We start from the raw sequence: 26,274 nt of genomic DNA, 5'->3' as shown, positions 1-26,274 counted from the left end.
ATATCACTGCTGATTTTGGAATAAGGGGACTGGAAATCATGAGGAATATGTGAGAGGTGAACATGGTTAGTAAGGGATTTCACCTGTTTTCCGCCTGTTTAAGCAATTTTTGTTAATAGAAAGCCATTAATTGCAGCAATCGATCCATTCTATGGTTATTTTCGTAGCAGTAACGATGTGTTTGGGGTATGATTCGCCCCGAGACAGCGTGACATGGATCTCACTAATAGTCATTTTTATGCGGCGGTTCATGTCTGGCTGGTGAATTGCTATCGACGTCAACATGAATGGTCTCTCAGGCCCCGGAAATCGGAGTTTGAGGGCGAAGTCCCAGACAGCAGTGCAAATGAGTATGATTACAATAAAGAAAGGATTGGATCTTCCTATCGAAGGGAGACCGGAGCAGACAATCGGTGAAGGCCCCAAGGTCTCTCAGGTTGCGCTCCTGGGTGAAGAGTACCACGGTATGCGCCCCACCATGCAGATCAAGGAGGGGGAACGCGTCAAGCGAGGCCAGGTACTGTTCGAGGACAAGAAAAACCCCGGCGTAAAGTACACCGCGCCTGCCAGCGGTACCGTCAGCGCCATCCATCGTGGTGCCAAACGGGTACTGCAATCCGTGGTGATCGACATTGAGGGCGATGACAGCGTTCGCTTCGCCTCCTACTCCACCGACGAACTGGCCAACATCAGCCGCGACCGGGTTCAGGATAATCTGGTGAGCAGCGGCCTGTGGACCGCCTTCCGCACACGCCCCTTCAGCAAGGCGCCTGAGCTGAACAGCCAGCCCGCCGGCATCTTCGTGACCGCCATCGACACCAACCCTCTGGCGGCCGATCCCATGGTGGTGATTGAGCAGGCCTATGAGGCGTTCTGTCACGGCCTGGCCGTGGTTGCCAAACTGACCGACGGCAGGGTGTACCTGAATACCGGCGAAGCCCGACTGGAAGTGCCTGAGTCCGATCACCTGCAGGTGAGCCGGTTCAAGGGCCCTCACCCAGCAGGTCTGGCGGGTACCCACATTCATCACCTTCTGCCTGCGAGCATGTCACGCACCGTTTGGCATATCGGCTACCAGGACATCATTGCCATCGGCAAGCTGTTCACCACAGGTGAACTGGACAGCAGCCGGGTGATCGCCCTGGCCGGTCCTCGAGTGGCCAAGCCACGACTGATTCGCACCACCCTGGGTGCCAGTCTGACCCAGCTTACCGATGGTGAACTGACCGAGCAGCACAACCGCATCATCTCTGGCTCAGTGCTCAGCGGTCACACCGCCGCTGGCGCCCACGGCTTCCTGGGTCGTTTCCATAACCAGGTCAGCGTGCTGGAAGAGGGTGACAACAAGGAGCTGTTTGGCTGGCTCAAGCCTGGTGCCAACCAGTTCTCCCTCACCCGAGCTTTCCTGGCTCACCTGAGTCCGGGCAAGCTGTTTAACATGACCACCTCCACCGGCGGTTCCGACCGTGCCATGGTGCCTCTGGGCAACTATGAGCGGGTGATGCCCCTGGATATTCTGCCTACCATCCTGCTGCGCGACCTGATCTCCAATGACACCGATAACGCCCAGCAACTGGGTGTGCTGGAACTGGATGAAGAGGATCTGGCGTTGTGCACCTTCGTGTGCCCCGGCAAGTACGACTACGGAGTAGAGCTGCGTCGTTGTCTTGAGATCATCGAGAGGGAAGGCTGATGGGTCTGAAGAACTTTATTGAACAAATCGAGCCGCATTTTGAAAAGGGCGGCAAGTATGAGAAGTGGTACGCTCTGTATGAAGCGGCCGCCACCATTCTCTACACCCCGGGTAAAACCACCAAGGGTGCCACCCATGTTCGCGACAACATCGATCTGAAGCGGATCATGATCACCGTATGGATATGTACCTTCCCAGCCATGTTCTTTGGCATGTACAACGTGGGCCTGCAGGCTCAGTTGGCCATGGCCGAAGGCTTTGCCCTGCCCGACATGTGGCAGGTGGGCCTGTTCCAACTGTTGGGTGGTGAGCTGACCTCGTCCACCGGCATTGGTGGCCTGATGCTCTACGGTGCCTGCTTCTTCCTGCCTGTCTACGGCGTGACCTTCGCCGTCGGGGGGTTCTGGGAAGTGGTGTTTGCCAGCGTGCGTAAGCATGAGATCAACGAAGGCTTCTTCGTCACCTCGGTGCTGTTCGCCCTGACCCTGCCTGCGACCATTCCGCTGTGGCAGGTGGCCCTGGGTATCACCTTTGGTGTGGTTGTGGCCAAGGAGCTGTTTGGCGGCACCGGTCGAAACTTCATCAACCCTGCCCTGGCGGGTCGTGCCTTCCTGTTCTTCGCCTATCCGCTGAACATGTCCGGTGACTCCATCTGGCGTGCGGTTGACGGCTACACCGGCGCCACCTACCTGAGCCAGGCGGCCTCCGGAGCCAAGAGCTTTGCCGATTACGGCTGGTTCGATGCCTTCAGCGACCAGGCCTGGTGGGACTCCTTCTACGGCTTTATCGGTGGCTCCATGGGTGAAACCTCCACCCTGGCCCTGGCCATCGGCGGCCTGATCATCATCTATGCCCGCATCGCCTCCTGGCGCATCGTCGCCGGCACCATGGTGGGCATGATCGCCATGACGTCTCTGCTGAACATGGTGGGCAGCGACACCAACCCCATCATGAATATGCCCTGGACCTGGCATCTGGTACTGGGTGGTTTCGCCTTCGGCATGTTCTTTATGGCTACCGACCCGGTTTCCGCCTCCTTTACCGAGCGTGGCAAGTGGGCCTACGGCATCCTCATCGGTGTGATGGTGGTGCTGATCCGCGTGGTGAACCCCGCCTTCCCCGAAGGGATGATGCTGGCAATTTTGTTTGCCAACCTGTGGGCACCTCTGTTCGACCACTTTGTGGTTCAATCCAACATCAAGCGGAGGCTGGCACGTAATGGCTAAGAGCAACGACAGTTTTGGCAAGACTCTGGGCGTCGTCATCGGCCTGTGTCTGGTCTGTTCCCTGGTGGTTTCTACCGCTGCGGTGGCGTTAAAGCCCCTTCAGGAGAAAAACAAGGCCCAGGATACTCAGAAGTACATCCTGGAAGCCGCCAGCCTGGCAGACAAGGTCAATGGCGATGTGGCCTCCGTGTACAACCAGTACATCGAAGCCAAGGTCGTGGATCTGGCCTCCGGCCAGTTTGACGACAGCATCGACGCGGCCTCCTATGACCAGCGTAAGGCGGCCCGAGACACCGCCTCCTCCGTGGTGCCCAAGAACGATGTGGCCTCAATCAAACGCCGTGCCAACCAGGCGCTGGTGTATCTGGTGAAGAACGACAATGGCGAGCTGGACAGCGTGATCCTGCCGGTACACGGTTACGGCCTGTGGTCCACCATGTACGCCTTCCTGGCCCTGGAGCCGGACATGAACACCGTTAAGGCGATGGTCTACTACGACTTCTCCGACAGCGGTGAAACCCCCGGACTGGGTGGTGAGGTTCAAAACCCCAAGTGGAAGGCACTGTGGGTAGGCAAGAAGCTGTTTGATGACCAGGGTAATCAAAAGATCCGCGTCACCAAGATGCCTACTGACAAGCAACATGATGTGGACGCACTCTCCGGTGCGACCCTGACCGCCAACGGTGTTCAATACACCCTGGACTTCTGGCTGGGTGAAGAGGGCTTCGGTCCCTTTATCGCCAACGCCCGTAAAGGAGGAATCCTGTAATGGCTGAGAAAACCATGAAGGACATTGTCCTCGGTCCGGTAATTGCCAATAACCCCATTGCCCTGAACGTTCTGGGCATCTGTTCGGCCCTGGCGATCACCTCCAAGATGGAGACCGCCCTGGTGATGTCCATCGCGCTGACCACGGTGTGTGCCTTCTCCAACCTGTTCATCTCCCTGATGCGCAACCACATCCCCAACAGCGTGCGGATCATCGTGCAGATGACCGTAATCGCCTCCCTGGTGATTGTGGTGGATCAGGTGCTCAAGGCCTACGCCTATGACGTGGCCAAGCAGCTGACGGTATTCGTTGGTCTTATCATCACCAACTGCATCGTCATGGGCCGCGCCGAAGCCTTCGCCATGAAGAGCCCACCGGTCCCGAGCTTCCTCGACGGCATCGGCAACGGCCTGGGTTACTCCGCCGTGCTGCTGGCCATCGGCTTTGTACGTGAACTGTTTGGCTCCGGCACCCTGTTCGGTGTGGAGATCCTGACCAAGGTGACTGACGGTGGCTGGTACGTTCCAAACGGCCTGCTGCTGCTGCCCCCAAGTGCCTTCTTCTTGATTGGCTTTATTATCTGGGGCATCCGGACCGCTCGTCCGGAGCAGGTAGAACCTAAGGAGTAAGGAAGGGTTATGGAACATTACATCAGCCTGCTGGTGCGGGCTATCTTCATCGAAAACATGGCGCTCTCCTTCTTCCTGGGGATGTGTACCTTCCTGGCGGTGTCCAAGAAGGTAAAGACCGCAATGGGTCTGGGTGTGGCCGTTATCGTGGTACTGACTCTGGCAGTGCCCCTTAACCAACTCATCTTTCAATTCGTCCTTAAGCCGGGGGCGCTCTCCTGGGTCGGCATGCCCGACTCCGACCTGAGCTTCCTGAACTTCATCACCTTTATTGGCGTGATTGCGGCGCTGGTTCAGATCCTGGAGATGATCCTGGATAAGTTCTTCCCGCCTCTCTACAACGCCCTGGGGATCTTCCTGCCCCTGATTACGGTGAACTGTGCCATCTTCGGTGCCGTGTCCTTCATGGCCAACCGCGACTATGGCCACATCGAATCCGTGGTCTTCGGCCTGGGTGCCGGTGTGGGCTGGGCCATGGCCCTGGTGCTGCTGGCGGGTATCCGCGAGAAGATGAAGTACTCCGACGTGCCCGATGGATTGCGTGGTCTGGGTATCACCTTTGTGACCGCTGGCCTGATGGCCCTGGGCTTTATGTCATTTTCCGGAGTGTCGCTGTAAGCGGCGCCGAGAGTTGAAGTAAAAGGACGTGTCGATGGAAATTGTACTCGGCGTAACCATGTTTACCGCGATTGTACTGGTGTTGGTGCTGGTGATTCTGTTCGCCAAATCCAAGCTGGTCTCCAGCGGTGACGTGATGATTAAAATTAATGATGATGCCGACAAGAGCATCTCCACCGGTGCCGGCGACAAGCTGCTGGGCGCCCTGGCCGGTAACGGCATCTTTATCTCCTCCGCCTGCGGTGGCGGTGGTTCCTGCGGTCAGTGCCGGGTGAAGGTGCATGAGGGCGGCGGTGAGATCCTGCCTACTGAGTTGGACCACATCTCCAAGCGCGAAGCCAAAGAGGGTTGTCGTCTTGCCTGCCAGGTGGCGGTAAAGAGCGACATGGACATCGAACTCCCCGAAGAGGTGTTCGGCATCAAGAAGTGGGAGTGTGAGGTTATCTCCAACGATAACCAGGCCACTTTCATTAAGGAACTTAAACTGAAGATCCCCGCCGGTGAGGTTGTGCCTTTCCGTGCCGGTGGTTACATCCAGATTGAAGCCCCTGCCCACCATGTGAAGTACGCGGACTTCGATATTCCGGACGAGTACCGTAGCGACTGGGAGCGCTTCGGCTTCTTCAAGCTGGAGTCCAAGGTGGATGAAGAGACCATCCGTGCCTACTCCATGGCCAACTATCCGGAGGAGGAGGGCATCATCATGCTGAACGTGCGTATCGCCACGCCTCCGCCAAACAACCTGACTCTGCCCCCAGGCAAGATGTCCTCCTACATCTGGAGCCTCAAGCCCGGTGACAAGGTGACCATCTCCGGTCCGTTCGGTGAGTTCTTTGCCAAAGAAACCAAGAACGAGATGGTGTTTATCGGTGGTGGTGCAGGTATGGCCCCCATGCGTTCTCACATCTTTGATCAGTTGAAGCGTCTGGGTTCCGATCGTAAGATCAGCTTCTGGTACGGTGCCCGCTCCAAGCGAGAGATGTTCTATGTAGAGGACTTTGACGGCCTGGCGGCGGAGAATGAGAACTTCGAGTGGCACGTGGCTCTGTCTGATCCTCAGCCTGAGGACAACTGGGAAGGTTACACCGGGTTCATTCACAACGTGCTGATGGAAAACTATCTGAAAAACCACGAAGCACCTGAAGATTGCGAGTTCTACATGTGTGGACCACCGGTGATGAACGCAGCGGTGATCAACATGCTCAAAGATCTGGGTGTGGAAGACGAAAACATCCTGCTGGATGACTTCGGCGGCTAACCTGAGAGGCTTCATGCTGTATCGAGCCCCTAAAACTGTATGGCTGGCCCTTATCGGGCTGGCCATTGTTCTCTCTGGCTGCACCCAGGCTCCCCAGGTGGAGTCCGTGTCCGGCCATACCATGGGCACCACCTACCACGTCAGTTGGGTGGACGGTCCCGACCATCATGACCCGCTGCTGCTGCAGGGGGAAATCGACCTGCGACTGGGTCAAGTCAATCGCTCCATGTCCACCTGGAAGCGTAACTCCGAAGTGAGTCGTTTCAACCGCATGAACCGGGTGGGCGGTATGGAGATCAGCGCGGAGTTTGCCACCGTGCTGGTGGAAGCCAAACGCCTGACCGAGATGACCGGTGGTGCCCTGGATGTGACCGTGGGTCCCCTGGTCAACCTGTGGGGGTTTGGTCCGGACGGCCGCATTGAGCATGCCCCCGACGAGGCGGAGATCGCCCGCATCAAGGGGGTAGTGGGCGACGACAAGCTCTCCGTGAAGGGGCGCTGGTTGTTTAAGTCCGAGTCCAAGCTCAAGGTGGATCTTTCCGCCATCGCCAAAGGCTATGGTGTGGATGTGGTCGCCGAGGTGCTGGAGTCCCGTGGCATTCACAACTACCTTGTGGAGGTGGGGGGAGAACTCAGAGTCAAAGGGGTTAAGCCCGGAGACCAGCCCTGGCGCATCGCCATCGAGCAACCCGACCCCATGGGTCGTGACGTGTTCAATGTGATTGAACCCGGCAACAAGGCGGTGGCCACCTCCGGAGACTACCGCAATTTCTTCGAGGAGGACGGTGAACAGTTCTCTCACATCATCGATCCGACTACCGGCCGGCCGGTGAATCACCATGTGGTGTCGGCGACGGTGATCACCGATACCTGCATGACCGCCGATGGCCTGGCCACAGCGATGATGGTGATGGGTGTGGACAAGGGCCTGGCCCTGGCACAGAAGAGTGGCTTGGCAGTGATGCTGATTGAGCGCAGCGAGGGCCAGTTCAAGGTGCACTACAGCCCAGCCTTCGAGCAGTATCTGGAGAGCAAGGAGACCCAGTCATGAACACCTTTATCGCCACTTTTTTCGTGATGGTGTCCTTGGTAGGCCTGATGGCCATTGGTTACATCATCAAGCGTAAAACCATCAGCGGCTCCTGTGGTGGCCTGGGTTCCGTCGGCGTCGACAAGGCGTGTGACTGCCCCGAGCCTTGCGATCGTCGTAAGAAGAAGATGGCCGACGAGGCCCGACGTCAGAAACTGATGGAGCAGCAGAGGATTCTTTGACCGCTGATGCCTGAGATCCTTAACGGGCTCCCGCCAACGGGAGCCCGTTTTTTTTGTCTCAGCCGTTGTCCGGGGCCGACCCTTCCCCCCTAGCCCAATCGGTGCCTGCAGAGTTTTGGCTGCGGCGCTTTCCTTTCACCGGTGACTTCTATAATTTTTGTTTATTTACAAAAATTTATAATGGTTTTCCCAGATGTTTCATTGCCGATTCTTTTCTGCCAGTATGCTGAACATGGTTTGATTGGGCGAAGATTGAGCAGGGTTGTGGCGATTGCTGCTGCTGGGGGCGCCCGCAGCCAGTGAAACTGAGCGTTTGCCGGTTCAGGGCTGGTGCCTTCCATGAGAGCTTGTATCATCTTCAGTTTGGGTAATTTTGGCCGATAAGCAAAATACCTATGGAAAAACAATAATTTCAGGGAACATCATGGACTGGTTCAGAGCCTCTTTAACCCGTCAGCTGGTGGGATCCATCGGCGGCGCCCTCTTTCTGATTCTTACACTGATGACCATCTATCAGGTCAGTCAAACCCGCCAGGCGACCCGGATGCAGGTGGGCCATGAGGTTAGCCAACTGGTGTCTGACAAGGCCGGTAAGATCGCCGCCTTCTTTGAGGCCAAGGGGGCCATCGTCCACTCGGTGTTTGCCAGTCCTCAGGTTCAGCGCTTCTTTGCGGCGTACGATGACAGGGGCGGCGATCTGAGCCCCTTCGAAGACTACCCGGAGGTGACCCATTATTTCCGTCATTTTTCCGATAAAGACGGTACCATCAAGAGCCTGTTTTTTGGCAGTGAAGCCACCCACGAGTATTTCGACCTCAACGGTCGCTACTCTGACGATCCCAACTACTACACCAGCAAACGCCCCTGGTGGGGCGAGGCGCTGAGCAAGAATCGCCTCTATGTCACCGAGCCGGCGGTGGACGCCAACGATGGCTCGGTATCGGCCACGGTGAAGCAGACGGTGTACGACGCCAATGGCCGGTTTCTGGGCATCGGCGGCATGGACATCCTCATCTCCACCATCGGCGAGACCCTGCTTTCTCAGGTGACCTACCAGGGGCAGGGGCAGGCGTTCCTGGTTACCGGCGATGGCAAGCTGGTGTTCTTCCCGCTGTTTTCCGACATGTTCCCGCCAGGCTCCCTGTTGAGCGAGGTGGACAACCAGTTCGGCGCCACCCAGGGCTTTGCCACCCTGGCCAGGGAGATACTGACCCAGGCCGAGGGGCAGGGTGAAGTGAGCCTCCAGGGACAGGATCAGTTGGTGGTGTGGCAACCGGTGGACAGCGAGTTTCCTCAGGTGCATTGGAAACTGGGGTTGCTGCTGCCTACGGACGTGGTTGGGGCCCGGGTGACCGAAGAGGCCTGGGCGACGGGTACCGTGTCGGTGGTGCTGACTCTGCTGATCTCTGCGGTGGTGTGGTTACTGCTGCTGCCGTTTAAGTCGCAGATACGACGTCTGGTGGCGGCCATGGAGGCGATCGCCCAGGGGGATGGGGATCTCAGCCAGCGGATCAAACTGAATCGTCAGGATGAGCTGGGTCAGCTGGGGCGGGCGTTCAATCAGTTTGCCGATCGGGTCCATCAGCTGGTGAATCAGAGCAAGGGGCTGACGGAGTCGGTGTCACACAGCAGCGCCCTGGCCTCCGAGATCTGGGGGGACACCCTGAGCTCCATGTCAGCCCAGAAAGGGGAGGTGGAGCAGGCGTCTACGGCCACCAGCCAGATGGCGCAGACCAGTGCCGAGATGGCCAGCCAGGCGGAACAGGTGGCGTCCCATGCCGACCAGGTGCATCAACAGATGGGACAGGCCGGCATGGTCATGGGTGAAGGCAAGGAGTCCCTGGCCCAGTTGGCTGGCCAGATGCAGGAGTCCAGTGAGCTAGTGTCCCGGTTGCGGCAGAACGCCGATCAGATTGGTGAGGTGCTCAATGTGATTCGCACCATCGCCGAGCAGACCAACTTGCTGGCGCTGAATGCGGCCATCGAAGCGGCTCGGGCCGGAGAGCAGGGACGGGGCTTTGCCGTGGTGGCGGACGAGGTACGCTCCCTGGCCTCCAAGACCCAGGATTCCACGGCCAATATCCAGGCCATCATCGCCGGACTGCAGCAGGCCAGCATCGAAGCGGAGCAGGCTATGACTCAAAGCTGTGAGCAGTTGCAGCAGAGTCAGCAGCGCAGCGACCAGGTTGTCGATACCCTGGATCAGGCCGGTCGAGCGGTGGCGGGGATTCAACAGCAGGTGCAGGAGATGACTCAGGCCATTGCCCAGCAGGCAGGTGTTGCCGAAGAGATCGCCGCCACAGTGACCCGGGTGAACAGCCTCTCCGACGATGCGGTTTCCCGGGGCGACCAGCTGGAGCGCAGCCTTGAGGAGCTGGTGGAAGGGGGCAGCCAACTGGCCCAGGGGTTGAACCGTTATCAGGTTTAGCCCGTAACCTAGGCTATGACAGAAGGCGCCAGACGGCGCCTTTTTTGATCTTTGGGCTTTTTGCCTTGGGGTGATATGATTTAACTGTTTATATATACAGTATTGGTGTGCGGGTGCAGCGCAAGATCATTCATATCGATATGGACTGCTTCTTTGCCGCGGTGGAGATGCGGGACAACCCCCAGTTGCGGGACAAGCCAATCGCCGTTGGCGGGCGAGCGTCCGGTCGTGGGGTGATCGCCACCTGCAACTATGCCGCCCGTGCCTATGGGGTGCGCTCCGCCATGCCCACCCACAGGGCCCAGCAACTGTGTCCGGATCTGGTGCTGGTGCCCCATCGCATGTCTGTGTACAAGGCGGTGTCTCAGCAGATCCACGCCATATTTCGCAAGTACACCGAGCTGGTGGAACCCCTCTCTCTGGATGAAGCCTTCCTCGATGTGACCGGCAAGCCCCACTGCCAGGGCAGTGCCACCCGGATGGCACAGGCGATACGGGCGGAGATCTTCGAGGCCACGGGGCTGACCGCCTCCGCCGGCATCGCGCCCAATAAGTTTCTGGCCAAGGTGGCTTCCGATGAAAACAAGCCCAATGGTCAGATGGTGATTCCCCCGGAGCGCACCGCCGAATTCGCCGCCCGTCTGCCACTCAAGAAGATACCTGGGGTGGGCCCCAAGACCGCCGAGCGCCTCGCTCGTCGTGGCCTGCTCAAGGGAGAGGATGTCCTTGGCCTGACGGAGGTGGAGCTGGAATCGATGATGGGCAAGTTTGGCCCGGTGCTGTGGCGCCGCTGTCGTGGTATCGATGACCGTCCGGTGGAGCCCAGCCGCATCCGTAAGTCCGTGGGGGTGGAAACCACCTTTGCCCGGGACCTGCCCGACCTGGCTGCCTGTGAGCAGCAACTCGATACCCTGTTGCCTGAACTGGAGCGGCGTTTGAGCGCCAGCAAGCGCGGCATCAAAGGGCAGACGGTCAAGCTGAAGTTTGCCGACTTTGAGCTGACCACGGTCACCCAGCAGAGTCAGCAATTGGACCCACAGCTGTTCCGCGCCCTGATGGGGATCGCGTTTCGCCGGGGCAATGGCCGCCAGGTTCGGCTGGTGGGGATCTCTGTGGAGCTGGCGGAGAAAAAAGCCCTTCGGCAACTGCCCCTGCCTTTGTGACCGCAAGCTTGTTTGATCCCCGTCAAAACGGTCAATAAAGCAACGAACTAAGCTGGTATTGAGCTTCCGTAAAATGCCCGCTAAAAAACAGAGGCGTTGATGAAGCGGATGGCCAGGCGTGTCCACTCTTTCTACCCCACCGACATCGCAAGCCTGGCTTCGGGCAGAGACTGATTCCTTATCGGCCACACTGGCCATTTAGCCTCTGCCATCAGCCGGTGACCAGCAATCCGCCGGCGCAAGGAAGGAGGTTAAGGATGAGAACCTTTGCCAAACAACTGTGCCTGGCCGCGGGTCTGATGACCCTGGTTGCCGGCGTCTGTTACGGCCTGGGATATGGCTTCTATCAACACAAACCCCTGCGAGACGCAGACTACTTCAGCCTCTATATCGGGGATAAGACCTTTTGTCGCACCGTAAACTACTACGACGACAAAGGGGACCAGAAGAAGGTGTCTGCGTTGCTCAGCTACGCAGAAGAGAATGCCATGAGTTACCTGATGCGCCGTTTCGGCAAGGACAAAGGCTCTGCCATTGTTAAAGCCTGCCAGGTGGAACGTCATGAGACCTTGAAGGCCAGTTGCCGCACCAACCCAGATGATCAGGTGGAACTGGTGGTGCTGGAGCTGAATAAGCCCCTGGTCAAGCAGCAGAAGCTGATTTAGTGGGCACCTGAAAACGAAATGGGCATAAAAAAGCCGTCCTTTGGGACGGCTTCTCTTTTGGGAGACCCGGCGGCGCTTAGCGGTTGGGGACAGCTTTGAGCACTTCGGTCAGCAACTGCCAGTACTTCTCCACGGTGGCGATCTCCACCTTCTCATCGGGAGAGTGGGGGAAGCGGATGGTGGGGCCGATGGAGACCATGTCCAGGTTGGGGTAGGGCTTCTTGAACAGGCCGCACTCCAGACCGGCGTGGATCACCATGATGTTGGGCAGGGCACCAAACTTCTGCTGGTAGGTTTCCCGCACCACCTGCATGACGGGGGATGCGGCGTCGGGTTTCCAGCCCGGGTAGGCTCCGGAGAGGCCCAGTTCGGCACCGGAGAGTTGAGCCAGGGCGCTCAGCATGTTTTCCACCATCTCCCGGCCGCTGTCGATGGTGGACCGGATCAGGCAGAGCACCTCCACCTTGTCGGCCTCCGTGGTGACCACACCCATGTTCAGGGAGGTCTCGACCACGCCGTCGAACTCATCGCTCATGCGGATCACCCCGTTTGGGGCGCTGTGCATCAGGGCCACCAGCTTCTGCTGATCGGCCGCAGCGAACACCTGGGCTGGCGCCTGGGCGCTGCTCATGGTCAGAGACAGGCCAGGCTCGACGGCGGCCAGCTCGTTTTCCAGAATGGCGCGGTAGTCGCCGATGCGCTGCTCCAGCTGGGCCAGGTTGGCCTGGGGCAGGCTGACGGTCATCCAGGCCTCCCGCGGGATGGCGTTACGCAGAGAGCCGCCTCGCAGCTCGGACAGGCGCAGCCCCAGCTCCTCGCCATGGCCAAACAGGAAGCGGGCCAGCAGCTTGTTGGCGTTGCCTCGACCCAGGTGAATGTCACAGCCGGAGTGGCCCCCTTTGAGGCCGGTCAGGGCGATCTCAACCGTTGCCATCCCCTCAGGCAGGGCGTCACGGGCCACCGCCAGGGTCAGGGCCGCATCCACACCGCCGGCACACCCCATGTAGACCTCACCCTCTTCTTCGGAGTCGGTGTTGATCAGGATATCGCCAGTGAGTACGCCCGCTTCCAGGCCGAAGGCACCGGTCATGCCCGCTTCTTCGTCGATGGTCAGCAGCACCTCGATGGGGCCATGCTCCAGATCATCCGCTTCCAGCACTGCCAGGGCGGAGGCCATGCCGATGCCGTTGTCGGCACCCAGGGTGGTGCCCTCAGCGGTGACCCAGTCGCCGTCGATGTAGGCGCGGATGGGATCGGAGCCAAAGTCATGGTCGGTGTCGGAGTTCTTCTGAGGCACCATATCCAGATGGGCCTGGAGGATCACCCCTTTGCGCTTTTCGAAGCCGGCGGTGGCGGGCTTGCGGATGATCAGGTTGCCCACCTGATCCAGCTGAGTCTCCAGGTCCCGTGACTGGGCCCAGGCCTGGATGTGGTCTCGCAGGGCAATCTCCTGCTTGGAGGGGTGGGGGATAGAGCAGATGGTTTCAAACCAGCGCCACAGGGGTTGTGGGCTGAGGGAGCTGATTGGCTGCACGAGCGGGTACTCCTGTATTCGCCTTGTAGTAGTGTGGGGCCAGTCTACCACAGCCTGATTAAGGCAACGTGCTATAGTGGCCGGACAAGGATTTCCCCGTGTAAAAGGAAGAGAACATCATGGCACAAGTGGAATTTTTTACTCCGGCCGAGGACGCCCAGTTTGGCGAAGGTGGCTGGGATGCGCTGCTGGTGGTCAGCCAGGATTTTGCCCTGGACGCCAACCCTGAGTTGAATCAGCTGGTGGCCCATGCGGCCTCGGTGGATCAGCGCATCGGCAAGGAGCCCACCCTGTTACTGGCGCCGGGATTGGCGGGAGGCAGGCTGGTGTTGGCGCCCACGGGCGACATTAGCGATGACTACGAGGATGTTCGCCGGGTCTATGAGGCGGCGGAAGAGGGCGCCAAGATGGCGTATCGATCCGGTGCCCGCGCCATCCTGCTGCTGCTGGATCTGCCTGGCGGCGATCCCCGCTATCTGAATGCCCCTGAGGTGGCCGCCCTGGGCTGCGGCCAGGGACTCTACCTGAACCCGGATGTGGACGATCAACCACAAGTGCGCGTAGGCCTGATGAATGGTCAGGACGTGTCGCGTCTCAATGCACTGGAGGCGGGCCGGGTGGCTGCCCGGGATCTCTGTGGCGGTGATCCGGAGCAGATGGCGCCTCCGGCGTTTGCCGATTACTGTGTCAGCCTGTTTGCCGAGGAGCCGGTGGAGCTGACGGTGATCGACGATCAGGAGCAACTGGTCAGAGAGTACCCCCTGCTCAGCGCCGTATCCCGCACCAGTTTTGCGGTGGCCCGCCATGCTGCCCGGGTGGTGAGGGTGGAGTACAACCCGGAGGGTGAGGTGCACCAGACCTGGCTGATTGCCGGCAAAGGGGTCACCTTCGATACCGGTGGCGCCGATCTCAAGGTGGGCGGTGCCATGGCCGGCATGAGTCGGGACAAGGGCGGTGCAGCGGCGACGGCCGGTTTTATGAAGGCGGTGGCCATGCTCAGGCCCAAGGGGATCCGCATCATCGCCGAGCTGGGCCTGGTGCGCAACGCCCTGGGCAGCGACGCCTTTGTGCCCGATGAGATCATCACCTCCCACGCCGGGGCCCGGGTGCGAATCGGTAATACCGACGCAGAGGGACGGCTGGTGCTGGCGGATCTGTTGTCACACCTGCGTCAGGATGCTCAGGGTGCGGTGTCGCCCAAGGTGTTCTCCATTGCCACACTCACCGGTCATGTGGTGCGCTCCTATGGTCCCTACACCGGAGTCGTGGAAAACAGCGTTGCCCGGCGTGGTCAGCAGGGGCAGCTGATGCAGCAGATTGGTGAGCGCTGGGGGGAGCCGGTGGAGATCTCCACCCTGCGTCGTGAGGATTTCGCCCAGGTGGCGGGCCGCAGTGAGTCTGAGGATCTGCTCTCCTCCAACAATGGCGCCTCGGTGAACATCAGCCGTGGCCACCAGTTTCCCCAGGCTTTCCTGCTGAAGGCCTCGGGACTGGATAAGCACCAGCTGGCCAGCGACCAGCCCATTCCCTATCTGCATGTGGACATCGCCGCCACCGCGGTAGAGAAACGAGACCCCCTCTATGGCAAGCCCAGTGCCCGGCCGGTGGCCACATTGCTGGCGATGATGGAGGAGCTGTAATCTCCGCAAGAGTGGGAGGCCTGCGGGCCTCCTTTTTTGTGGGCGATCGTCCTGGACATGGGGGCGCAACACCAGCTTGCCGACGATCTGTTTGCCGGGCCTGATGAATCTCAGGTTGAGGGTAGGTTGTGGTGAGCTGTGGAAGTTGTTCCCCCTCCTCTATATAAGGTAACAGAGCCTCGAGCAGCTCTTAGGGCTGGCCGGTGTTGCCAACAGGGTCAGACCCTTCAGCAAGAGGTGGACGTTCACTTCTCCCTGCGGCTCGTTACTCCCTAGCGTCCTACGGCATTCAGCCCCGACTGCAAAGTGCCGAACTCAGGGTGACCGGCAGTTTCCTGCCGAGCCTGGTGCGTCAGTCCTGTTGTCTTTGGGGCGGAGTTACAGTTTCTGTGTCCAAGCAGCTAAAGAGTTGAGTTATTCCCTTAGAAAAATGTGATCTGCGCAGGGGTGCTGGCGATGCCGTGTGCGCCATGTCGGGTATTTCGATAAAAACGAGATCCCACCCCTGCCTTCAAGGGCCATATTATTTGGTTATCATGTAATAAACTTTCAGAAACTGGCTTTTTTTCAAAAAAGATCACGATATGGCTTGTAATAAAATTACAGTTCGGTATTATAGCAACTGTCGGGAGGCAACTCCCCCTAGTAAAGACCGAGTTGGTCTTCATCGTCCCAAAGATTGGGACGTGAGTTTCTCCAAGGAATCGAGACCGCTGTGCCAAGGAACCGCACCACTTGTACTAGGTGTTAGCAACTTTATCGGAGAAAAGATTATGAACTACCCATTCGGTTACGACGTTACCCTTTACGGCTCCTGGTCCCAAGGTCAGTGGAACGCCACCAGCATCTACTACGCTGGCAAGAAGTAACGTACGGCGGCACGCCCGCCACCGCCTCAATGAGGCAAAGCGTCTCCAAGGAACCGAGTGCTGTGCCAGGGAACCGCACCACTAATTGACAATCAGTGTTAGCAACTTTAGGAGAACACCCTATGAATACCCAGTTTGAATACCAAGTCCGCCTGTACGGCACCTGGTCTGCTACCGACTGGAACGCCACCGCGATTTACTACGCCGGTTAAGCGACCCACTCTGGCGGCGGAGCCGCCCATGCCTCAAAGCGCTGAGGCAGCATACTCTCCACGGAACAGAGTCGTTGTGCCAAGGAACCGCACATTGTTTGTGTTTGCAACGAATTTAGGAGAATGCCTTATGAACGCCCCATTCGATTACTCTGTGAATCTGATTGGCAGCTGGGCTAGCGCCAGCTGGAATGCGACCGCGATCTATTACGCTCGCTAAGCATCAACCTCGTGTAATTTCATCAGTTATTGGACCCCATCTGTGTCGTCGGCCCTCTTGGCTGGCGTAGTAAGGCCGAACATTTGTCATCCTTTGCGCCGGTAACTTTGTTACCGGCGTTTTTTTTATCCATTTTCTCTGCATATCCCACCGGTTTCCGTCCCCTTGAGTGCGACTCAGATCTGCTCACCGGGATCACATTCCTGAGCATTTTCGCAACAGTTTCATGCTCCTTTTACTCCCTTCCCTTGCTGAGGGGGGGCGAAATCCGCATAATTGCGCCGCATCTGCCCCAGGCAGAAACTCTGTACCCCAAAATATTAAAAAATTAAAAATTAGGACATCCTATGATGGAAAAGCTCTTCAAGCTGAAGGCTCATGGGACCAGTGTGCGCCAAGAGGTGATCGCTGGCCTGACGACCTTCCTGGCTATGGCTTATATTATCTTCGTGAACCCCTCCATGCTGGAAATGGCTGGCATGGACTCAGGGGCCGTGTTCGTCGCCACCTGTCTGGCAGCCGCCATTGGTTGCTTTATCATGGGCTTTGTCGCCAACTACCCCATTGCTCTGGCGCCCGGTATGGGCCTGAACGCCTTCTTCACCTTCGTGGTGGTGGGTCAGATGGGCTACTCCTGGCAGACCGCCCTGGGTGCGGTGTTCCTCTCCGGTATCTGCTTCCTGCTGCTCTCCCTGTTCAAGGTGCGTGAGTGGATCGTCAACGCCATTCCCATGTCCCTGCGACTGGGTATTGCTGCCGGCATCGGTCTGTTTCTTGCCTTTATCGGCCTGCAAGGTGCAGGCATCATCGTCGATAATCCGGCAACCCTGGTTTCTCTGGGTGATGTGACCAAGTTCGAAAGCATCATGGCGATGTTCAGCTTCCTGCTGGTGATCACCCTGGTGCACTTCCGCAACAAGGCGGCGGTCCTGATCAGCATCCTGGTGGTCAGCGCCGTGGCGGTGCTCACCGGTAAGCAGGAGTTCACCGGCATCATGTCCGCGCCACCCTCCATCACTCCGACTCTGATGCAGATGGATCTGGCCGGAGCCCTGGATGTGGGCATGGTCTCCGTGGTGTTTGCCTTCCTGTTTGTGGACCTGTTCGACACCTCCGGCACCCTGATTGCCGTGGCTCAGCGCGGTAATCTGTTGGATGACCGTGGCCGTCTGCCCCGCCTGCCCAAGGCGCTGTTTGCCGACTCCACCGCCACCATCGCCGGTGCCATGCTGGGAACCTCCACCACCACCAGTTACGTTGAGAGTACTGCGGGTGTGGCCTCCGGTGGCCGTACCGGCCTGACCGCCGTCGTGGTGGGCCTGCTGTTTATCGCCTGTCTGCTGTTCTCCCCTCTCGCGGGCATGGTGCCTGCCTACGCCACCACCGGCGCCCTGCTGTATGTGGCGATCCTGATGATGTCCGGTCTGGTGGGTGTGGACTGGGAAGACCTGACCGAAGCGGCGCCCGTGGTTCTGACCACCCTGGTGATGCTGCTCAGCTACTCCATCTCCCACGGCATCGCCGTTGGCTTTATCAGCTACGCGGCCCTGAAGCTGATGACCGGCCGGGTGAAAGAGCTGAACCCTGCGGTACTGGTGCTGGCGCTGGCCTTTGTTGTGAAATACGCCGTGCTATAAAAAGCCCGTATAAAAAAGCAACATATCGTGATGGGCGTCCCTTTTAGGGGCGCCTTTTCTTTTTTTTAAGATGAGCTTTGATCTGGCCTGGGTTATAAAGGAGGGATGAATTTTTATCAGTGATTCCGATGTCTTCTCTCTCTGTTCCCTACAAACGCGTGGTGGTCAAGCTGGGCACCAGCGTCCTGACCTCTGGTGGTAACAGCCTGGACCGGGCCCATATGGTGGAGCTGGTCCGGCAGATGGCCCGGCTCAAGCGTGGTGGCTGTGAAATTATTCTGGTGACCTCAGGCGCCATTGCCGCCGGACGCGAGCATCTGGGGCAACCGGACCTGCCCGCCAGCGTGGCCAGCAAGCAGATGCTGGCGGCGGTGGGCCAGAGCCACCTTATGCAGACCTGGGAGCACCTGTTTAACCTGTTCGATATGCACGTCGGGCAGATGTTGCTGACCCGGGCCGATCTCAATGACCGGGAGCGTTACCTCAATGCCCGGGATACCCTGAACGCCTTGCTGGATTTTGGCATCATCCCCGTGGTGAATGAGAATGACGCCGTGGCCACCGCCGAGATCAAGGTGGGGGACAACGACAACCTCTCCGCCCTGGTGGCGATGCTGGCGGACGCGGACAAGCTGATCCTGCTGACCGATCAGAGTGGCCTGTTTACCGCCGATCCCCGTTCCAATCCTGATGCGCAGCTGATCAGCGAGGTGAACCGCATCACCGACGAACTGCGCAAGCTGGCCGGTGGCAGTGGCACCAACCTGGGCACCGGAGGCATGGCCACCAAGCTGCAGGCGGCGGATGTGGCCCAGCGGGCTGGCATCCAGGTGGCCATTGCCGCGGGGCACAGCGAAGGGGTGATAGAGCGGCTGGTGCGGGGCGAATCGGTCGGCACCCGCTTCTGTGCCGATGAAGCGCCGCTGGATGCCCGCAAGCAGTGGCTGCTGGCAGCGCCAGCGGCCAGTGGCTGCCTGACGGTGGATGAGGGAGCGGTCCGCGCCCTGGTGGAGAAGGGCTCCAGCCTGCTGCCCAAGGGAATCACCACCATCGACGGACGCTTCGAGCGTGGGGCGGCGGTCTCCATCTGTGACCCCAAGGGGCGCACCATAGGCCGTGGCATAGTGCGCTATGACCACGCCAGCCTGGCACGCATCATCGGCTGCCATTCGGAACAGATTGAACAGCATCTGGGATTCAGCTATGGCACCGTGGCGGTGCATCGAAACGATTTGGTGATTCTATGACGACAGATTTACAACAGATGGGCCGCGACGCCCGCCGTGCCAGCTTTGCCCTGTTGGGCCTGGGCCGGGCCCAGAAAGATGCCCTGCTGCAGACCATCATCGAGCAGTTGCAGGCGCATCAGGCCACCATTCTTGAGGCCAATGCCGAGGATGTGAAGGAGGCGGAAGCCAATGGCATAGGTGGCGCCATGCTGGACCGCTTGCTGCTGACCCCGGAGCGGCTGGCCGCCATCTGTGACGACATTCGCACCGTAATCGGCCTGCCGGACCCGGTCGGTGAGGATATTGATTCCAAGCTGCTTGAGAACGGCCTGAGACTGAGCCGACGCCGCATTCCCCTGGGGGTTTTGGGGGTGATCTACGAGGCGCGGCCCAACGTCACCATCGACGTGGCGGTGCTGGCACTGAAAACCGGCAATGCCGCCATCCTGCGTGGCGGTAAGGAGACTCTGCGCTCCAACCTGGCCCTGGTGGCGGTGTTGCACCGGGCCCTCAAAGCCCACGACCTGCCCAAGGCTGCCATTGGGCTGATTGCGGATCCGGATCGGGCCCTGGTGGCACAGCTACTGAAGCTGGATAGCCATGTGGACATGATCATCCCCCGTGGTGGTGCCGGCCTGCACCAGCTGTGTAAGGAGCAGGCCACCATTCCGGTGATCACCGGCGGCATCGGCATCTGTCACCTGTTTGTGGACCAGAGCGCGGATCTGATGCGAGCCCTGGACGTGATCGAGAATGCCAAGGTGCAGCGCCCTACGGTGTGCAATGCCCTGGACACCCTGTTGGTGCACCAGGCCGTGGCGGCGGAGCTGTTGCCCAAGGTGAAATCCCGCTTGGCGCCCCTGGGAGTGACCCTCAAAGGGTGCCATGCCAGCTGCTCACACATCGACATTGATGCCGCCGCCGATGGGGATTTTGACCGCGAGTGGCTGTCACTGACCTTGGGCATCAAGGTGGTGGCCGATGTGGATGAGGCGATTGAGCATATCCGCAGCCACTCCAGTGAGCACTCGGAATCGATCCTCACCCAGGATATGGCCAACGCCAATTACTTTGCCGCCAGCATCAACTCGGCGGCGGTGTACATCAACGCCAGTACCCGCTTCACCGATGGCAGCCAGTTTGGCCTGGGGGCCGAGGTGGCGGTGAGCACCCAGAAGCTGCATGCCCGTGGCCCCATGGGGCTGGAAGCCTTGACCACCTACAAGTGGTTGGCCGAAGGGGATTACCACATCCGCGGATAACCCCTTTAAATGCCGGGTTAGTGTAGCTACACTAGCCCGGTTATCTATGCGGAAAAACCCATGAAATATCAGCATCGTCCTTTGGTTCGTCTCACCAATCGCATCGGCATTGCCGCCCTGGCTCTGCTGGTGTTGCCCTCCCTGGTGGCGGCCCTGGCGTTTCGAGGTGAAGCTGGTGAGCACTTCAGTTTTCTCAATCACAGCCTGTCCGAACTGGGTCGCTATGGCGAGACATCGCCTCTGGCGGTGATGGTCAATGGCGGGTTGTTTTTCGGTGGGTTGGCGCTGAGCCTGTCGTTTATCTTCTCCAGCTGGCTGATTAACAGGCGCTTTCATTCGCCACTGCTGGTGTGTGGCGTCCTGTTGAGTCTCTGTCTGTCCGGCTGTGGGCTGTTTCCGGTGAATGTGGGCAACCTGCACTCCAAGGCGATGATGGCCTTCTATGTGATGACCATCCTCTGTGCCCTGGTGTATTGCCGCTCCATCTTGATGGACAAACCGCCACGCTGGGGGGTGATCCCCGCAGTGGCGGCGGCGTCACTGGCCACCACCCTGCTGCTGCGTCAGGATGCCCTGATGGTGTTGCAGGATCGCTATCCCTACGGCCTGTTTGGCGAAGTGCGCCCCACGGTGTGGTGGCCAGCCCTTACAGGCTGGTTGCTGCTGCTCTGTGTAACCCTGTGGCTGTTTTATGCCCTGGTATTGGTATTTCGCGACGCAGACGAGACGCCCCCTCTGGATGGTTGAGCTCCTCCAGGCTCTGTAACCACCCTCCCTGCGCCCAGGGACCGGGAATGACCCGGAGCCAGCTGGCGCCAGCCTGTCGCCAGTGAGCCAGGCTATCCAGCCTGTCTACCGGTTTGACGCCGTGATTCTGCGGGCCGTTGAGCAGCAGCAGGGGTTCCTGCTCCAGGGTGCTGGCCATGGGCACCGGGTGGTGCTGACACACCTTGTCGCAGTGCTCCTTATTGCGGCCATGGATGCGGGCGGTGGCGCAGCGGGCGGAGACCGCCAGTTGTGGCCAGCCGAAACCGAGGATCTCCCCCTCCAGCCCCAGCTCATTGCCCGCCTCCAGCAGCAGCCCCATGTTCTCCTCGCTCATGTCGATGGGTGGCTGATAACCCATGGCACCCAGCCTGGCGATCCAGCCCAGGCTCTCTCTGTTGTAGATGTTGAGGTTGGCCCCGGCCCAGAACGGCTGGTCCAGATCCTTGAGCAGGGAGGCCGCGGTCAGATCATTGGCTTCCACCATCAGGGAGTGTTGACCACACACCTGCTCCACCAGCTTGAGTTCCCGGGGGCCATTGACCAGGTTCAGGCTGGCCAGCACCACCTGAATGCCGCTGGCCTGGGCGGCCTCGGCCACCTCAAGCAGGGTACGCAGGGAGGGACGATCCCGTTTTTCGCAGACGGTCTCCCCCAGGACGATGCGTGCCACCGGTGCCTGGGTCAGGGCATCCAGCTGCTGGTTTTGTTGCTGGCGGGTCAGGGGCCAGCAGTTGAGTGTCAGTGACAGTTTCATGGGGCCTCCTAATGCCAGCTGCTCAGATAGGCGCCGGCGGTCACCAGGCCGCCTTCCGCCAGGGGTTTGAGCTGCAGGTGCCATCCTGGCTCGCTTCGGTAATGCTCGGGATCCGCCAGCCAGCGGTCGATGGCTTCGCGCCACAACCGGGTGACCTGACGGGTGTAGTAGGGGCTGCGTTGTCGCCCTTCCAGTTTCAGGGCGGCTACCCCGGCTCGGCCAAAGCGCGCCAGCAGCGGTAGGGTGGAGAGGGAGCAGGGGCGGGAGATGGGGTAGAGGGGTTTGCCCTCCACCAGGTACTGGCCCTTGCAAACCGTCGGGTAGCCACCGGCCTCCCCGGGTTGCACCTTGTCCAGCAGGTGACCGTCCAGCCGAACGTGGCGCTCGCCCTGGTGCTCCTCCCAACTGACCAGGCTGCCCGGAGAGCAGGCGCCGCCTGAGTTGGGGGAGTGACCGCTGACATAGTGGGAGAGCTGGCAGCGCCCCTCGGCCATGACGCACAGGCTGCCGCCGGCGAACACCTCGATCTCCACCGGACTCTGGGCACAGATCGCTTCTACGGTATCGATGTCCAGCACCCTGGGCAGCACCGCCCGGGTGATGCCAAACTCCTGATGAAACAGTTTCAGGGTGGGCAGGTTGGCGGCACTGGCCTGCACCGACAGGTGACGCTCGACGTCCGGGTAGTGCTTCTGGGCGAAGGCGAGCAGGCCGGGGTCGGCCATGATCAGCGCCTGCACACCGGCTTCGGCGGCGACGGCGACCGCGTCCTGCCAGCGGGACTCCTGACCGGGCTGAGGGAAGGTGTTGATGGCCACCATCAGGGCTTTTTCCCGGCTCTGACAACGGCGGGCCGCCTCCTGCAACTCCTCTGGGGTAAAGTTGATGCCGGCAAAGCGACGGGCATTGGTGTCGTTCTTTAGTCCGACATAGACGGCGTCGGCGCCCGCATCCAGGGCGTTGTCCAAGGCGGCCAGGTTGGCCACAGGAGCAAGCAGTTCCATTGTCCTTGTTCCAGGTTCCAGTGTTGCGTTGTGTCACTCTACCCAAACCAACAAGGCAGACTTTGATCCTGAACACTGATTGTGATGAATGCCCTGATTACAATGTGTTTTTTGATCTGTGAATGGATTTCAGACCGTTATGAATCTGCCTAAACCCCCGGTTACGCCCATTGCTCTGGCCCTGACGCCCCTGCTGACTCATCGTTTTGGTGAGCTGGTTCGCCAGGGAGAGCTGACCTTCCTTGAGGGACGGCGCATCGCCATCGCACTCAATGGTGCGCCCTGGGCTCTGGCTTTGGGATTGGAGCAGGGGCAGTGGCAGGTTGAGTGGGCCAGGGGCGATGAACCGGCGCAGCTTCAGGGCAGCCTGAAAGCCTTTGCCATCCTGGCCTGTGGTGAGGGAGACGCCGATGGGCTGTTCTTCCAGCGGGAGCTGGAGATGTGCGGTGATACCGAACTGGCGATGGAGCTTAAGGCCCTGCTGGGGCGGGTGAGCCTGCTGCCTGCGGTGCCTGAGCCGCTAATGGCCGCCCTGGCTAAGCTTAAGACTATGCCTTTCCTGTCAGGATCAGGTATTTAGCCATCAGAGTGGCGTCATCTTCCGGATGCTTGGGATCCGGATCGATGCAGTCGATGGGGCAGACACTGACACAGGTGGGTTTGTCGTAGTGGCCGACGCACTCGGTGCAGCGGTCAGGATCGATCTCGTAGATCTCCTCACCCATGGTGATCGCCTGGTTGGGACACTCAGGTTCGCACATGTCGCAGTTGATGCAGCTGTCGAGAATGATTAGGGCCATGTCTACGTCGGTCAGTTATCGCTAAGGGCGGCGACTTTACCATAAGTTTAGCCGGGCAACAAAAGCGTGCCGCTTTGCGGTGAGTTCAGGCCATGGTGTTTGTCTGAATCCAGCGTCAGCCCCCGTCCCGATGATCATGCCGCCCGGCTCCTCGGTGCAGTGCGACCTGTCTGATCTTTGATGCAGTGATTCAGAAGCGAAAAAAGGCGCCCTGAGGCGCCTTTTCGTTGTGCGACAACCGGTTAGGCCGGCTTGACCGGGTTGCGGGTGGTCTGCCCTTCATCCAGATTGCGCATCAGGATGGCGTGGCTCAGATCCAGCTTTTCGGGCAGGGGCAGATAGACGGTATGGCCATTGCCCGGGGCAATCTCCATCTTCTCTCCCTTGCGGTTCTCGATGTGCTCCAGGTTGAAGTTGAGGTTGCCCGCTGGGGTCATCAGTTCAACGCTGTTGCCCGCTTCGAAGCGGTTTTTCACCAGTACCTCTGCCAGGCCCTGAGCGTTGCGCTCGCCGGTCAGCTCGCCCACAAACTGCTGCTTCTCGGAAACTGAGTAGCCATAGTCGTAGTTCTGGTACTCATCGTGGGTGTGACGACGCAGGAAGCCCTCGGTGTAGCCGCGGTGGGCCAGGGACTCCAGGGAGAGCATCAGGTTGGGGTCGAAGGGGCGGCCGGCGGCGGCATCGTCGATGGCCTTGCGATAGAGCTGGGCGGTGCGGGCCACGTAGTAGAAGCTTTTGGTCCGGCCCTCGATCTTCAGGGAGTGTACCCCCATCTTGGCCAGGCGCTCCACGTGCTGGATGGCGCGCAGATCCTTGGAGTTCATGATGTAGGTGCCATGCTCATCCTCGAAGGCGGGCATGTACTCGCCGGGACGGTTGGCTTCCTGCAGTAGCACCACCTGATCGCTGGTGGGGCCCTGGCCCAGGGTGGGCTCTACCATCTGCACGCCGCTGTCGGCAGGGTTGACCGCCACCACGTCGCCGGACTCGTTCTCCTTGGCTTCGTGGACGTTGTAGTTCCAACGGCAGGCGTTGGTGCAGGTGCCCTGGTTGGGATCCCGCTTATTGATGTAGCCGGAGAGCAGGCAGCGGCCGGAGTAGGCCATGCACAGGGCGCCGTGAACGAACACCTCCAGCTCCATGTCGGGACACTGCTGGCGGATCTCTTCAATCTCATCCAGGGAGAGCTCCCGGGAGAGGATGACCCGGTCGATGCCCTGGCGTTCCCAGAATTTGACGCTGGCCCAGTTGATGGCGTTGGCCTGTACCGACAGGTGGATGCTCTGCTCAGGGAAGGCATCTTTCACCATCATGATCAGGCCGGGATCGGACATGATCAAGGCGTCCGGCTTCATCTGGATTACCGGCTCGATGTCGCGCAGGTAGGTTTTCAGCTTGGAGTTATGAGGAGCGATGTTGGACACCACATACAGCTTCTTGCCCAGCTGGTGGGCCTCTTCGATGCCCGTAGCCAGGTTGTCCAGATTGAAGTCATTGTTGCGCACACGCAGGCTGTAACGGGGCTGACCGGCGTAGACCGCATCGGCACCGTAGGCGAAGGCGTAGCGCATATTTTTCAAAGTCCCGGCTGGGGACAGCAGTTCTGGCTTAAACATGGTGTTCCTAAAGCTCCTCAAGGCGGCGGGCATTCTACAAATGGCCGCCTCCGGATGCAAATTTTGATTATAAAGTAGCCGCTAATTTTGTGTGGTTACTACTGTCTTGCCAGGCGGACATTGGCAGGCACCGGCTCGAAGTCGCTGCGGTAGGGGTTGATGTCCAGGCCACCGCGGCGGGTGTAGCGCGCGTAGACGGTCAGCTTTTCACAGCCGCAGTAACGTTTGAGATCCATGAAGATCCGCTCCACACACTGTTCGTGGAACTCGTTGTGGCGACGGAAGCTGATGAGGTAGCGCAGCAGCTTTTCCCGGTCGATGGCGCGTCCCTGGTAGCGGATCAGCACGCTGCCCCAGTCGGGCTGAGAGGTGATCAGGCAGTTGGATTTGAGCAGGTTGGAGCGTAGGGTCTCCTCCACCGGTTCGCCGATGGCGGCGCCTTCCAGATAGTCCGGATTGAACTCGTAGTCATCGATGGCAATATCCAGCTCATCGATCAGCTCACCCTCAAACTCGGCGACCTGCTCTGCTTCAAACTCCGATGGCAGCAGTATGCGAACGCTCACTTCGCCCTGGGCGCATTCGGACAGGTCCTTGGCCAGGGCCTGCTGTACCGCCTCGACACTGTCGAATTTGGTCTGGTTGAAGCTGTTCAGGTACAGCTTGAAGGACTTGGACTCCACCAGGTTCTGTGAGGTGACCGGCAGGGCGAAGTGGGCGATGGCCACCATGGGTTTGCCCTTGGCATTCAGCCAGGAGAGTTCGAAGCCGGTCCAGACATCGGCACCGTCGAAGGGCAGCGTCTCGCCCAGGCCGATGGCATCCCGGTTCAGCTGGCGCGGCACGCCCTGAAGCAGTTCGGGCGCGTAGTGGTCCTGGTACTGGGTCTGATGGCCCAGAGTCAGCCCCTTGAGGGCTTCGGCGCCCTGATAGGGATCGTGGTGATCTGTCATAGTGATTCCGAAACGTGGCACAATATCCCGCTATTCTAACCCAGAGATGCCAACC

At 59.6% G+C, this 26,274-nt stretch carries 23 protein-coding genes; 17 read left to right on the top strand and 6 right to left on the bottom strand.

The features are described from left to right. Positions 1 to 352 precede the first annotated feature (352 nt). The 11 genes from ACN0RV_RS05080 to ACN0RV_RS05030 all read left to right on the top strand — a co-directional run bounded on the left by ACN0RV_RS05080 (position 353) and on the right by ACN0RV_RS05030 (position 11,721). A complete protein-coding gene (locus ACN0RV_RS05080; protein WP_417346288.1) occupies positions 353 to 1,693 on the top strand; it encodes a Na(+)-translocating NADH-quinone reductase subunit A in 1,341 nt (446 codons plus the stop codon). Then, positions 1,693 to 2,919: an NADH:ubiquinone reductase (Na(+)-transporting) subunit B gene (locus ACN0RV_RS05075; RefSeq protein ID WP_417346158.1), complete on the top strand. Its 1,227-nt coding sequence runs from the start codon at positions 1,693 to 1,695 to the stop codon at positions 2,917 to 2,919. Before ACN0RV_RS05080 ends, ACN0RV_RS05075 begins: the two co-directional genes overlap by 1 nt. Then, positions 2,912 to 3,688, top strand: a complete 777-nt coding sequence (locus ACN0RV_RS05070) for a Na(+)-translocating NADH-quinone reductase subunit C (protein ID WP_417346156.1) — start codon at positions 2,912 to 2,914, stop codon at positions 3,686 to 3,688. The genes ACN0RV_RS05075 and ACN0RV_RS05070 overlap by 8 nt, the downstream gene beginning before the upstream one ends. Then, complete coding sequence (locus ACN0RV_RS05065) at positions 3,688 to 4,317, top strand: NADH:ubiquinone reductase (Na(+)-transporting) subunit D (RefSeq protein ID WP_286340214.1); 630 nt, start codon at positions 3,688 to 3,690, stop codon at positions 4,315 to 4,317. Before ACN0RV_RS05070 ends, ACN0RV_RS05065 begins: the two co-directional genes overlap by 1 nt. 9 nt (positions 4,318 to 4,326) lie before the next feature. Continuing rightward, the gene (nqrE, locus tag ACN0RV_RS05060; protein WP_028110860.1) at positions 4,327 to 4,935 is read left to right on the top strand and encodes an NADH:ubiquinone reductase (Na(+)-transporting) subunit E; all 609 of its coding nucleotides are present in this window, start codon (positions 4,327 to 4,329) and stop codon (positions 4,933 to 4,935) included. A 34-nt stretch (positions 4,936 to 4,969) separates the two neighbouring features. After that, a complete protein-coding gene (gene nqrF, locus ACN0RV_RS05055; protein WP_417346154.1) occupies positions 4,970 to 6,193 on the top strand; it encodes an NADH:ubiquinone reductase (Na(+)-transporting) subunit F in 1,224 nt (407 codons plus the stop codon). A gap of 13 nt (positions 6,194 to 6,206) precedes the next feature. Beyond that, positions 6,207 to 7,244 (top strand): FAD:protein FMN transferase, encoded by a 1,038-nt coding sequence (locus ACN0RV_RS05050; protein ID WP_417346152.1) that lies wholly within the window; start codon positions 6,207 to 6,209, stop codon positions 7,242 to 7,244. Beyond that, positions 7,241 to 7,465, top strand: coding sequence for a (Na+)-NQR maturation NqrM (gene nqrM / locus ACN0RV_RS05045; RefSeq protein WP_417346150.1), 225 nt, complete (start codon positions 7,241 to 7,243; stop codon positions 7,463 to 7,465). Before ACN0RV_RS05050 ends, nqrM begins: the two co-directional genes overlap by 4 nt. A gap of 424 nt (positions 7,466 to 7,889) precedes the next feature. Then, positions 7,890 to 9,893: a methyl-accepting chemotaxis protein gene (locus ACN0RV_RS05040; protein ID WP_417346148.1), complete on the top strand. Its 2,004-nt coding sequence runs from the start codon at positions 7,890 to 7,892 to the stop codon at positions 9,891 to 9,893. 113 nt (positions 9,894 to 10,006) lie between these two features. Continuing rightward, positions 10,007 to 11,056 carry a DNA polymerase IV gene (gene dinB / locus ACN0RV_RS05035; protein ID WP_417346147.1) on the top strand — a complete coding sequence of 350 codons (1,050 nt, stop codon included), beginning with the start codon at positions 10,007 to 10,009 and terminating at the stop codon, positions 11,054 to 11,056. Between the two features lie 257 nt (positions 11,057 to 11,313). Then, on the top strand, positions 11,314 to 11,721 hold the full coding sequence (locus ACN0RV_RS05030) for a hypothetical protein (RefSeq protein ID WP_417346146.1): 408 nt from the start codon (positions 11,314 to 11,316) through the stop codon (positions 11,719 to 11,721). 76 nt (positions 11,722 to 11,797) lie between these two features. Here ACN0RV_RS05030 and ACN0RV_RS05025 read toward each other — a convergent pair whose 3' ends face one another. Continuing rightward, positions 11,798 to 13,255 carry an aminoacyl-histidine dipeptidase gene (locus tag ACN0RV_RS05025; RefSeq protein ID WP_417346144.1) on the bottom strand — a complete coding sequence of 486 codons (1,458 nt, stop codon included), beginning with the start codon at positions 13,253 to 13,255 and terminating at the stop codon, positions 11,798 to 11,800. Positions 13,256 to 13,374: 119 nt separating this feature from the next. Here ACN0RV_RS05025 and ACN0RV_RS05020 point away from each other — a divergent pair, with 119 nt between their 5' ends. The 5 genes from ACN0RV_RS05020 to ACN0RV_RS05000 all read left to right on the top strand — a co-directional run bounded on the left by ACN0RV_RS05020 (position 13,375) and on the right by ACN0RV_RS05000 (position 21,071). After that, on the top strand, positions 13,375 to 14,895 hold the full coding sequence (locus ACN0RV_RS05020; protein WP_417346142.1) for a M17 family metallopeptidase: 1,521 nt from the start codon (positions 13,375 to 13,377) through the stop codon (positions 14,893 to 14,895). A 1,648-nt stretch (positions 14,896 to 16,543) separates the two neighbouring features. Further along, positions 16,544 to 17,833 carry an NCS2 family permease gene (locus ACN0RV_RS05015; RefSeq protein WP_417346140.1) on the top strand — a complete coding sequence of 430 codons (1,290 nt, stop codon included), beginning with the start codon at positions 16,544 to 16,546 and terminating at the stop codon, positions 17,831 to 17,833. A 128-nt stretch (positions 17,834 to 17,961) separates the two neighbouring features. Continuing rightward, a complete protein-coding gene (gene proB / locus ACN0RV_RS05010; protein ID WP_417346138.1) occupies positions 17,962 to 19,080 on the top strand; it encodes a glutamate 5-kinase in 1,119 nt (372 codons plus the stop codon). Further along, complete coding sequence (locus tag ACN0RV_RS05005) at positions 19,077 to 20,324, top strand: glutamate-5-semialdehyde dehydrogenase (RefSeq protein WP_417346137.1); 1,248 nt, start codon at positions 19,077 to 19,079, stop codon at positions 20,322 to 20,324. Before proB ends, ACN0RV_RS05005 begins: the two co-directional genes overlap by 4 nt. A gap of 60 nt (positions 20,325 to 20,384) precedes the next feature. Further along, positions 20,385 to 21,071, top strand: a complete 687-nt coding sequence (locus ACN0RV_RS05000; protein WP_417346135.1) for a hypothetical protein — start codon at positions 20,385 to 20,387, stop codon at positions 21,069 to 21,071. Here ACN0RV_RS05000 and ACN0RV_RS04995 read toward each other — a convergent pair. After that, entirely contained in the window at positions 20,971 to 21,846 is an 876-nt protein-coding gene (locus ACN0RV_RS04995) for a hypothetical protein (RefSeq protein WP_417346133.1), read from the bottom strand. The two genes, ACN0RV_RS05000 and ACN0RV_RS04995, sit on opposite strands and share 101 nt — an antisense overlap. 8 nt (positions 21,847 to 21,854) lie before the next feature. Next, on the bottom strand, positions 21,855 to 22,850 hold the full coding sequence (ubiU, locus tag ACN0RV_RS04990; protein ID WP_417346131.1) for a ubiquinone anaerobic biosynthesis protein UbiU: 996 nt from the start codon (positions 22,848 to 22,850) through the stop codon (positions 21,855 to 21,857). A gap of 139 nt (positions 22,851 to 22,989) precedes the next feature. Here ubiU and ubiT point away from each other — a divergent pair, with 139 nt between their 5' ends. Next, positions 22,990 to 23,430, top strand: coding sequence for a ubiquinone anaerobic biosynthesis accessory factor UbiT (gene ubiT, locus ACN0RV_RS04985; protein ID WP_417346130.1), 441 nt, complete (start codon positions 22,990 to 22,992; stop codon positions 23,428 to 23,430). On the opposite strand, the gene ACN0RV_RS04980 is transcribed toward ubiT, so the two are convergent. The 3 genes from ACN0RV_RS04980 to queF all read right to left on the bottom strand — a co-directional run bounded on the left by ACN0RV_RS04980 (position 23,399) and on the right by queF (position 26,219). Then, complete coding sequence (locus ACN0RV_RS04980) at positions 23,399 to 23,650, bottom strand: YfhL family 4Fe-4S dicluster ferredoxin (RefSeq protein ID WP_028110846.1); 252 nt, start codon at positions 23,648 to 23,650, stop codon at positions 23,399 to 23,401. The two genes, ubiT and ACN0RV_RS04980, sit on opposite strands and share 32 nt — an antisense overlap. A 242-nt stretch (positions 23,651 to 23,892) precedes the next feature. Then, positions 23,893 to 25,266, bottom strand: a complete 1,374-nt coding sequence (gene yegQ / locus ACN0RV_RS04975; RefSeq protein WP_417346127.1) for a tRNA 5-hydroxyuridine modification protein YegQ — start codon at positions 25,264 to 25,266, stop codon at positions 23,893 to 23,895. A gap of 98 nt (positions 25,267 to 25,364) precedes the next feature. Then, positions 25,365 to 26,219, bottom strand: a complete 855-nt coding sequence (gene queF / locus ACN0RV_RS04970; RefSeq protein ID WP_417346125.1) for an NADPH-dependent 7-cyano-7-deazaguanine reductase QueF — start codon at positions 26,217 to 26,219, stop codon at positions 25,365 to 25,367. Between the last annotated feature and the right edge of the window lie 55 nt (positions 26,220 to 26,274).

Source organism: Ferrimonas sp., assembly GCF_048263965.1.
In the GTDB taxonomy this organism is placed as follows: Bacteria; Pseudomonadota; Gammaproteobacteria; order Enterobacterales; family Shewanellaceae; genus Ferrimonas.
The sequence above is the reverse complement of the archived record's forward strand: the minus strand, read 5'-3'. Positions and strand labels throughout refer to the sequence as shown.

What these genes read in the sequence shown, in the direction of transcription:
- ACN0RV_RS05080 (WP_417346288.1), top strand. Translation starts at nt 353, where the DNA reads ATGATTACAATAAAGAAAGGATTGGATCTTCCTATCGAAGGGAGACCG.
- ACN0RV_RS05075 (WP_417346158.1), top strand. Translation starts at nt 1,693, where the DNA reads ATGGGTCTGAAGAACTTTATTGAACAAATCGAGCCGCATTTTGAAAAG.
- ACN0RV_RS05070 (WP_417346156.1), top strand. Translation starts at nt 2,912, where the DNA reads ATGGCTAAGAGCAACGACAGTTTTGGCAAGACTCTGGGCGTCGTCATC.
- ACN0RV_RS05065 (WP_286340214.1), top strand. Translation starts at nt 3,688, where the DNA reads ATGGCTGAGAAAACCATGAAGGACATTGTCCTCGGTCCGGTAATTGCC.
- nqrE (WP_028110860.1), top strand. Translation starts at nt 4,327, where the DNA reads ATGGAACATTACATCAGCCTGCTGGTGCGGGCTATCTTCATCGAAAAC.
- nqrF (WP_417346154.1), top strand. Translation starts at nt 4,970, where the DNA reads ATGGAAATTGTACTCGGCGTAACCATGTTTACCGCGATTGTACTGGTG.
- ACN0RV_RS05050 (WP_417346152.1), top strand. Translation starts at nt 6,207, where the DNA reads ATGCTGTATCGAGCCCCTAAAACTGTATGGCTGGCCCTTATCGGGCTG.
- nqrM (WP_417346150.1), top strand. Translation starts at nt 7,241, where the DNA reads ATGAACACCTTTATCGCCACTTTTTTCGTGATGGTGTCCTTGGTAGGC.
- ACN0RV_RS05040 (WP_417346148.1), top strand. Translation starts at nt 7,890, where the DNA reads ATGGACTGGTTCAGAGCCTCTTTAACCCGTCAGCTGGTGGGATCCATC.
- ACN0RV_RS05030 (WP_417346146.1), top strand. Translation starts at nt 11,314, where the DNA reads ATGAGAACCTTTGCCAAACAACTGTGCCTGGCCGCGGGTCTGATGACC.
- ACN0RV_RS05020 (WP_417346142.1), top strand. Translation starts at nt 13,375, where the DNA reads ATGGCACAAGTGGAATTTTTTACTCCGGCCGAGGACGCCCAGTTTGGC.
- ACN0RV_RS05015 (WP_417346140.1), top strand. Translation starts at nt 16,544, where the DNA reads ATGATGGAAAAGCTCTTCAAGCTGAAGGCTCATGGGACCAGTGTGCGC.
- proB (WP_417346138.1), top strand. Translation starts at nt 17,962, where the DNA reads ATGTCTTCTCTCTCTGTTCCCTACAAACGCGTGGTGGTCAAGCTGGGC.
- ACN0RV_RS05005 (WP_417346137.1), top strand. Translation starts at nt 19,077, where the DNA reads ATGACGACAGATTTACAACAGATGGGCCGCGACGCCCGCCGTGCCAGC.
- ACN0RV_RS05000 (WP_417346135.1), top strand. Translation starts at nt 20,385, where the DNA reads ATGAAATATCAGCATCGTCCTTTGGTTCGTCTCACCAATCGCATCGGC.
- ACN0RV_RS04995 (WP_417346133.1), bottom strand. Translation starts at nt 21,846, where the DNA reads ATGAAACTGTCACTGACACTCAACTGCTGGCCCCTGACCCGCCAGCAA.
- ubiU (WP_417346131.1), bottom strand. Translation starts at nt 22,850, where the DNA reads ATGGAACTGCTTGCTCCTGTGGCCAACCTGGCCGCCTTGGACAACGCC.
- ubiT (WP_417346130.1), top strand. Translation starts at nt 22,990, where the DNA reads ATGAATCTGCCTAAACCCCCGGTTACGCCCATTGCTCTGGCCCTGACG.
- ACN0RV_RS04980 (WP_028110846.1), bottom strand. Translation starts at nt 23,650, where the DNA reads ATGGCCCTAATCATTCTCGACAGCTGCATCAACTGCGACATGTGCGAA.
- yegQ (WP_417346127.1), bottom strand. Translation starts at nt 25,266, where the DNA reads ATGTTTAAGCCAGAACTGCTGTCCCCAGCCGGGACTTTGAAAAATATG.
- queF (WP_417346125.1), bottom strand. Translation starts at nt 26,219, where the DNA reads ATGACAGATCACCACGATCCCTATCAGGGCGCCGAAGCCCTCAAGGGG.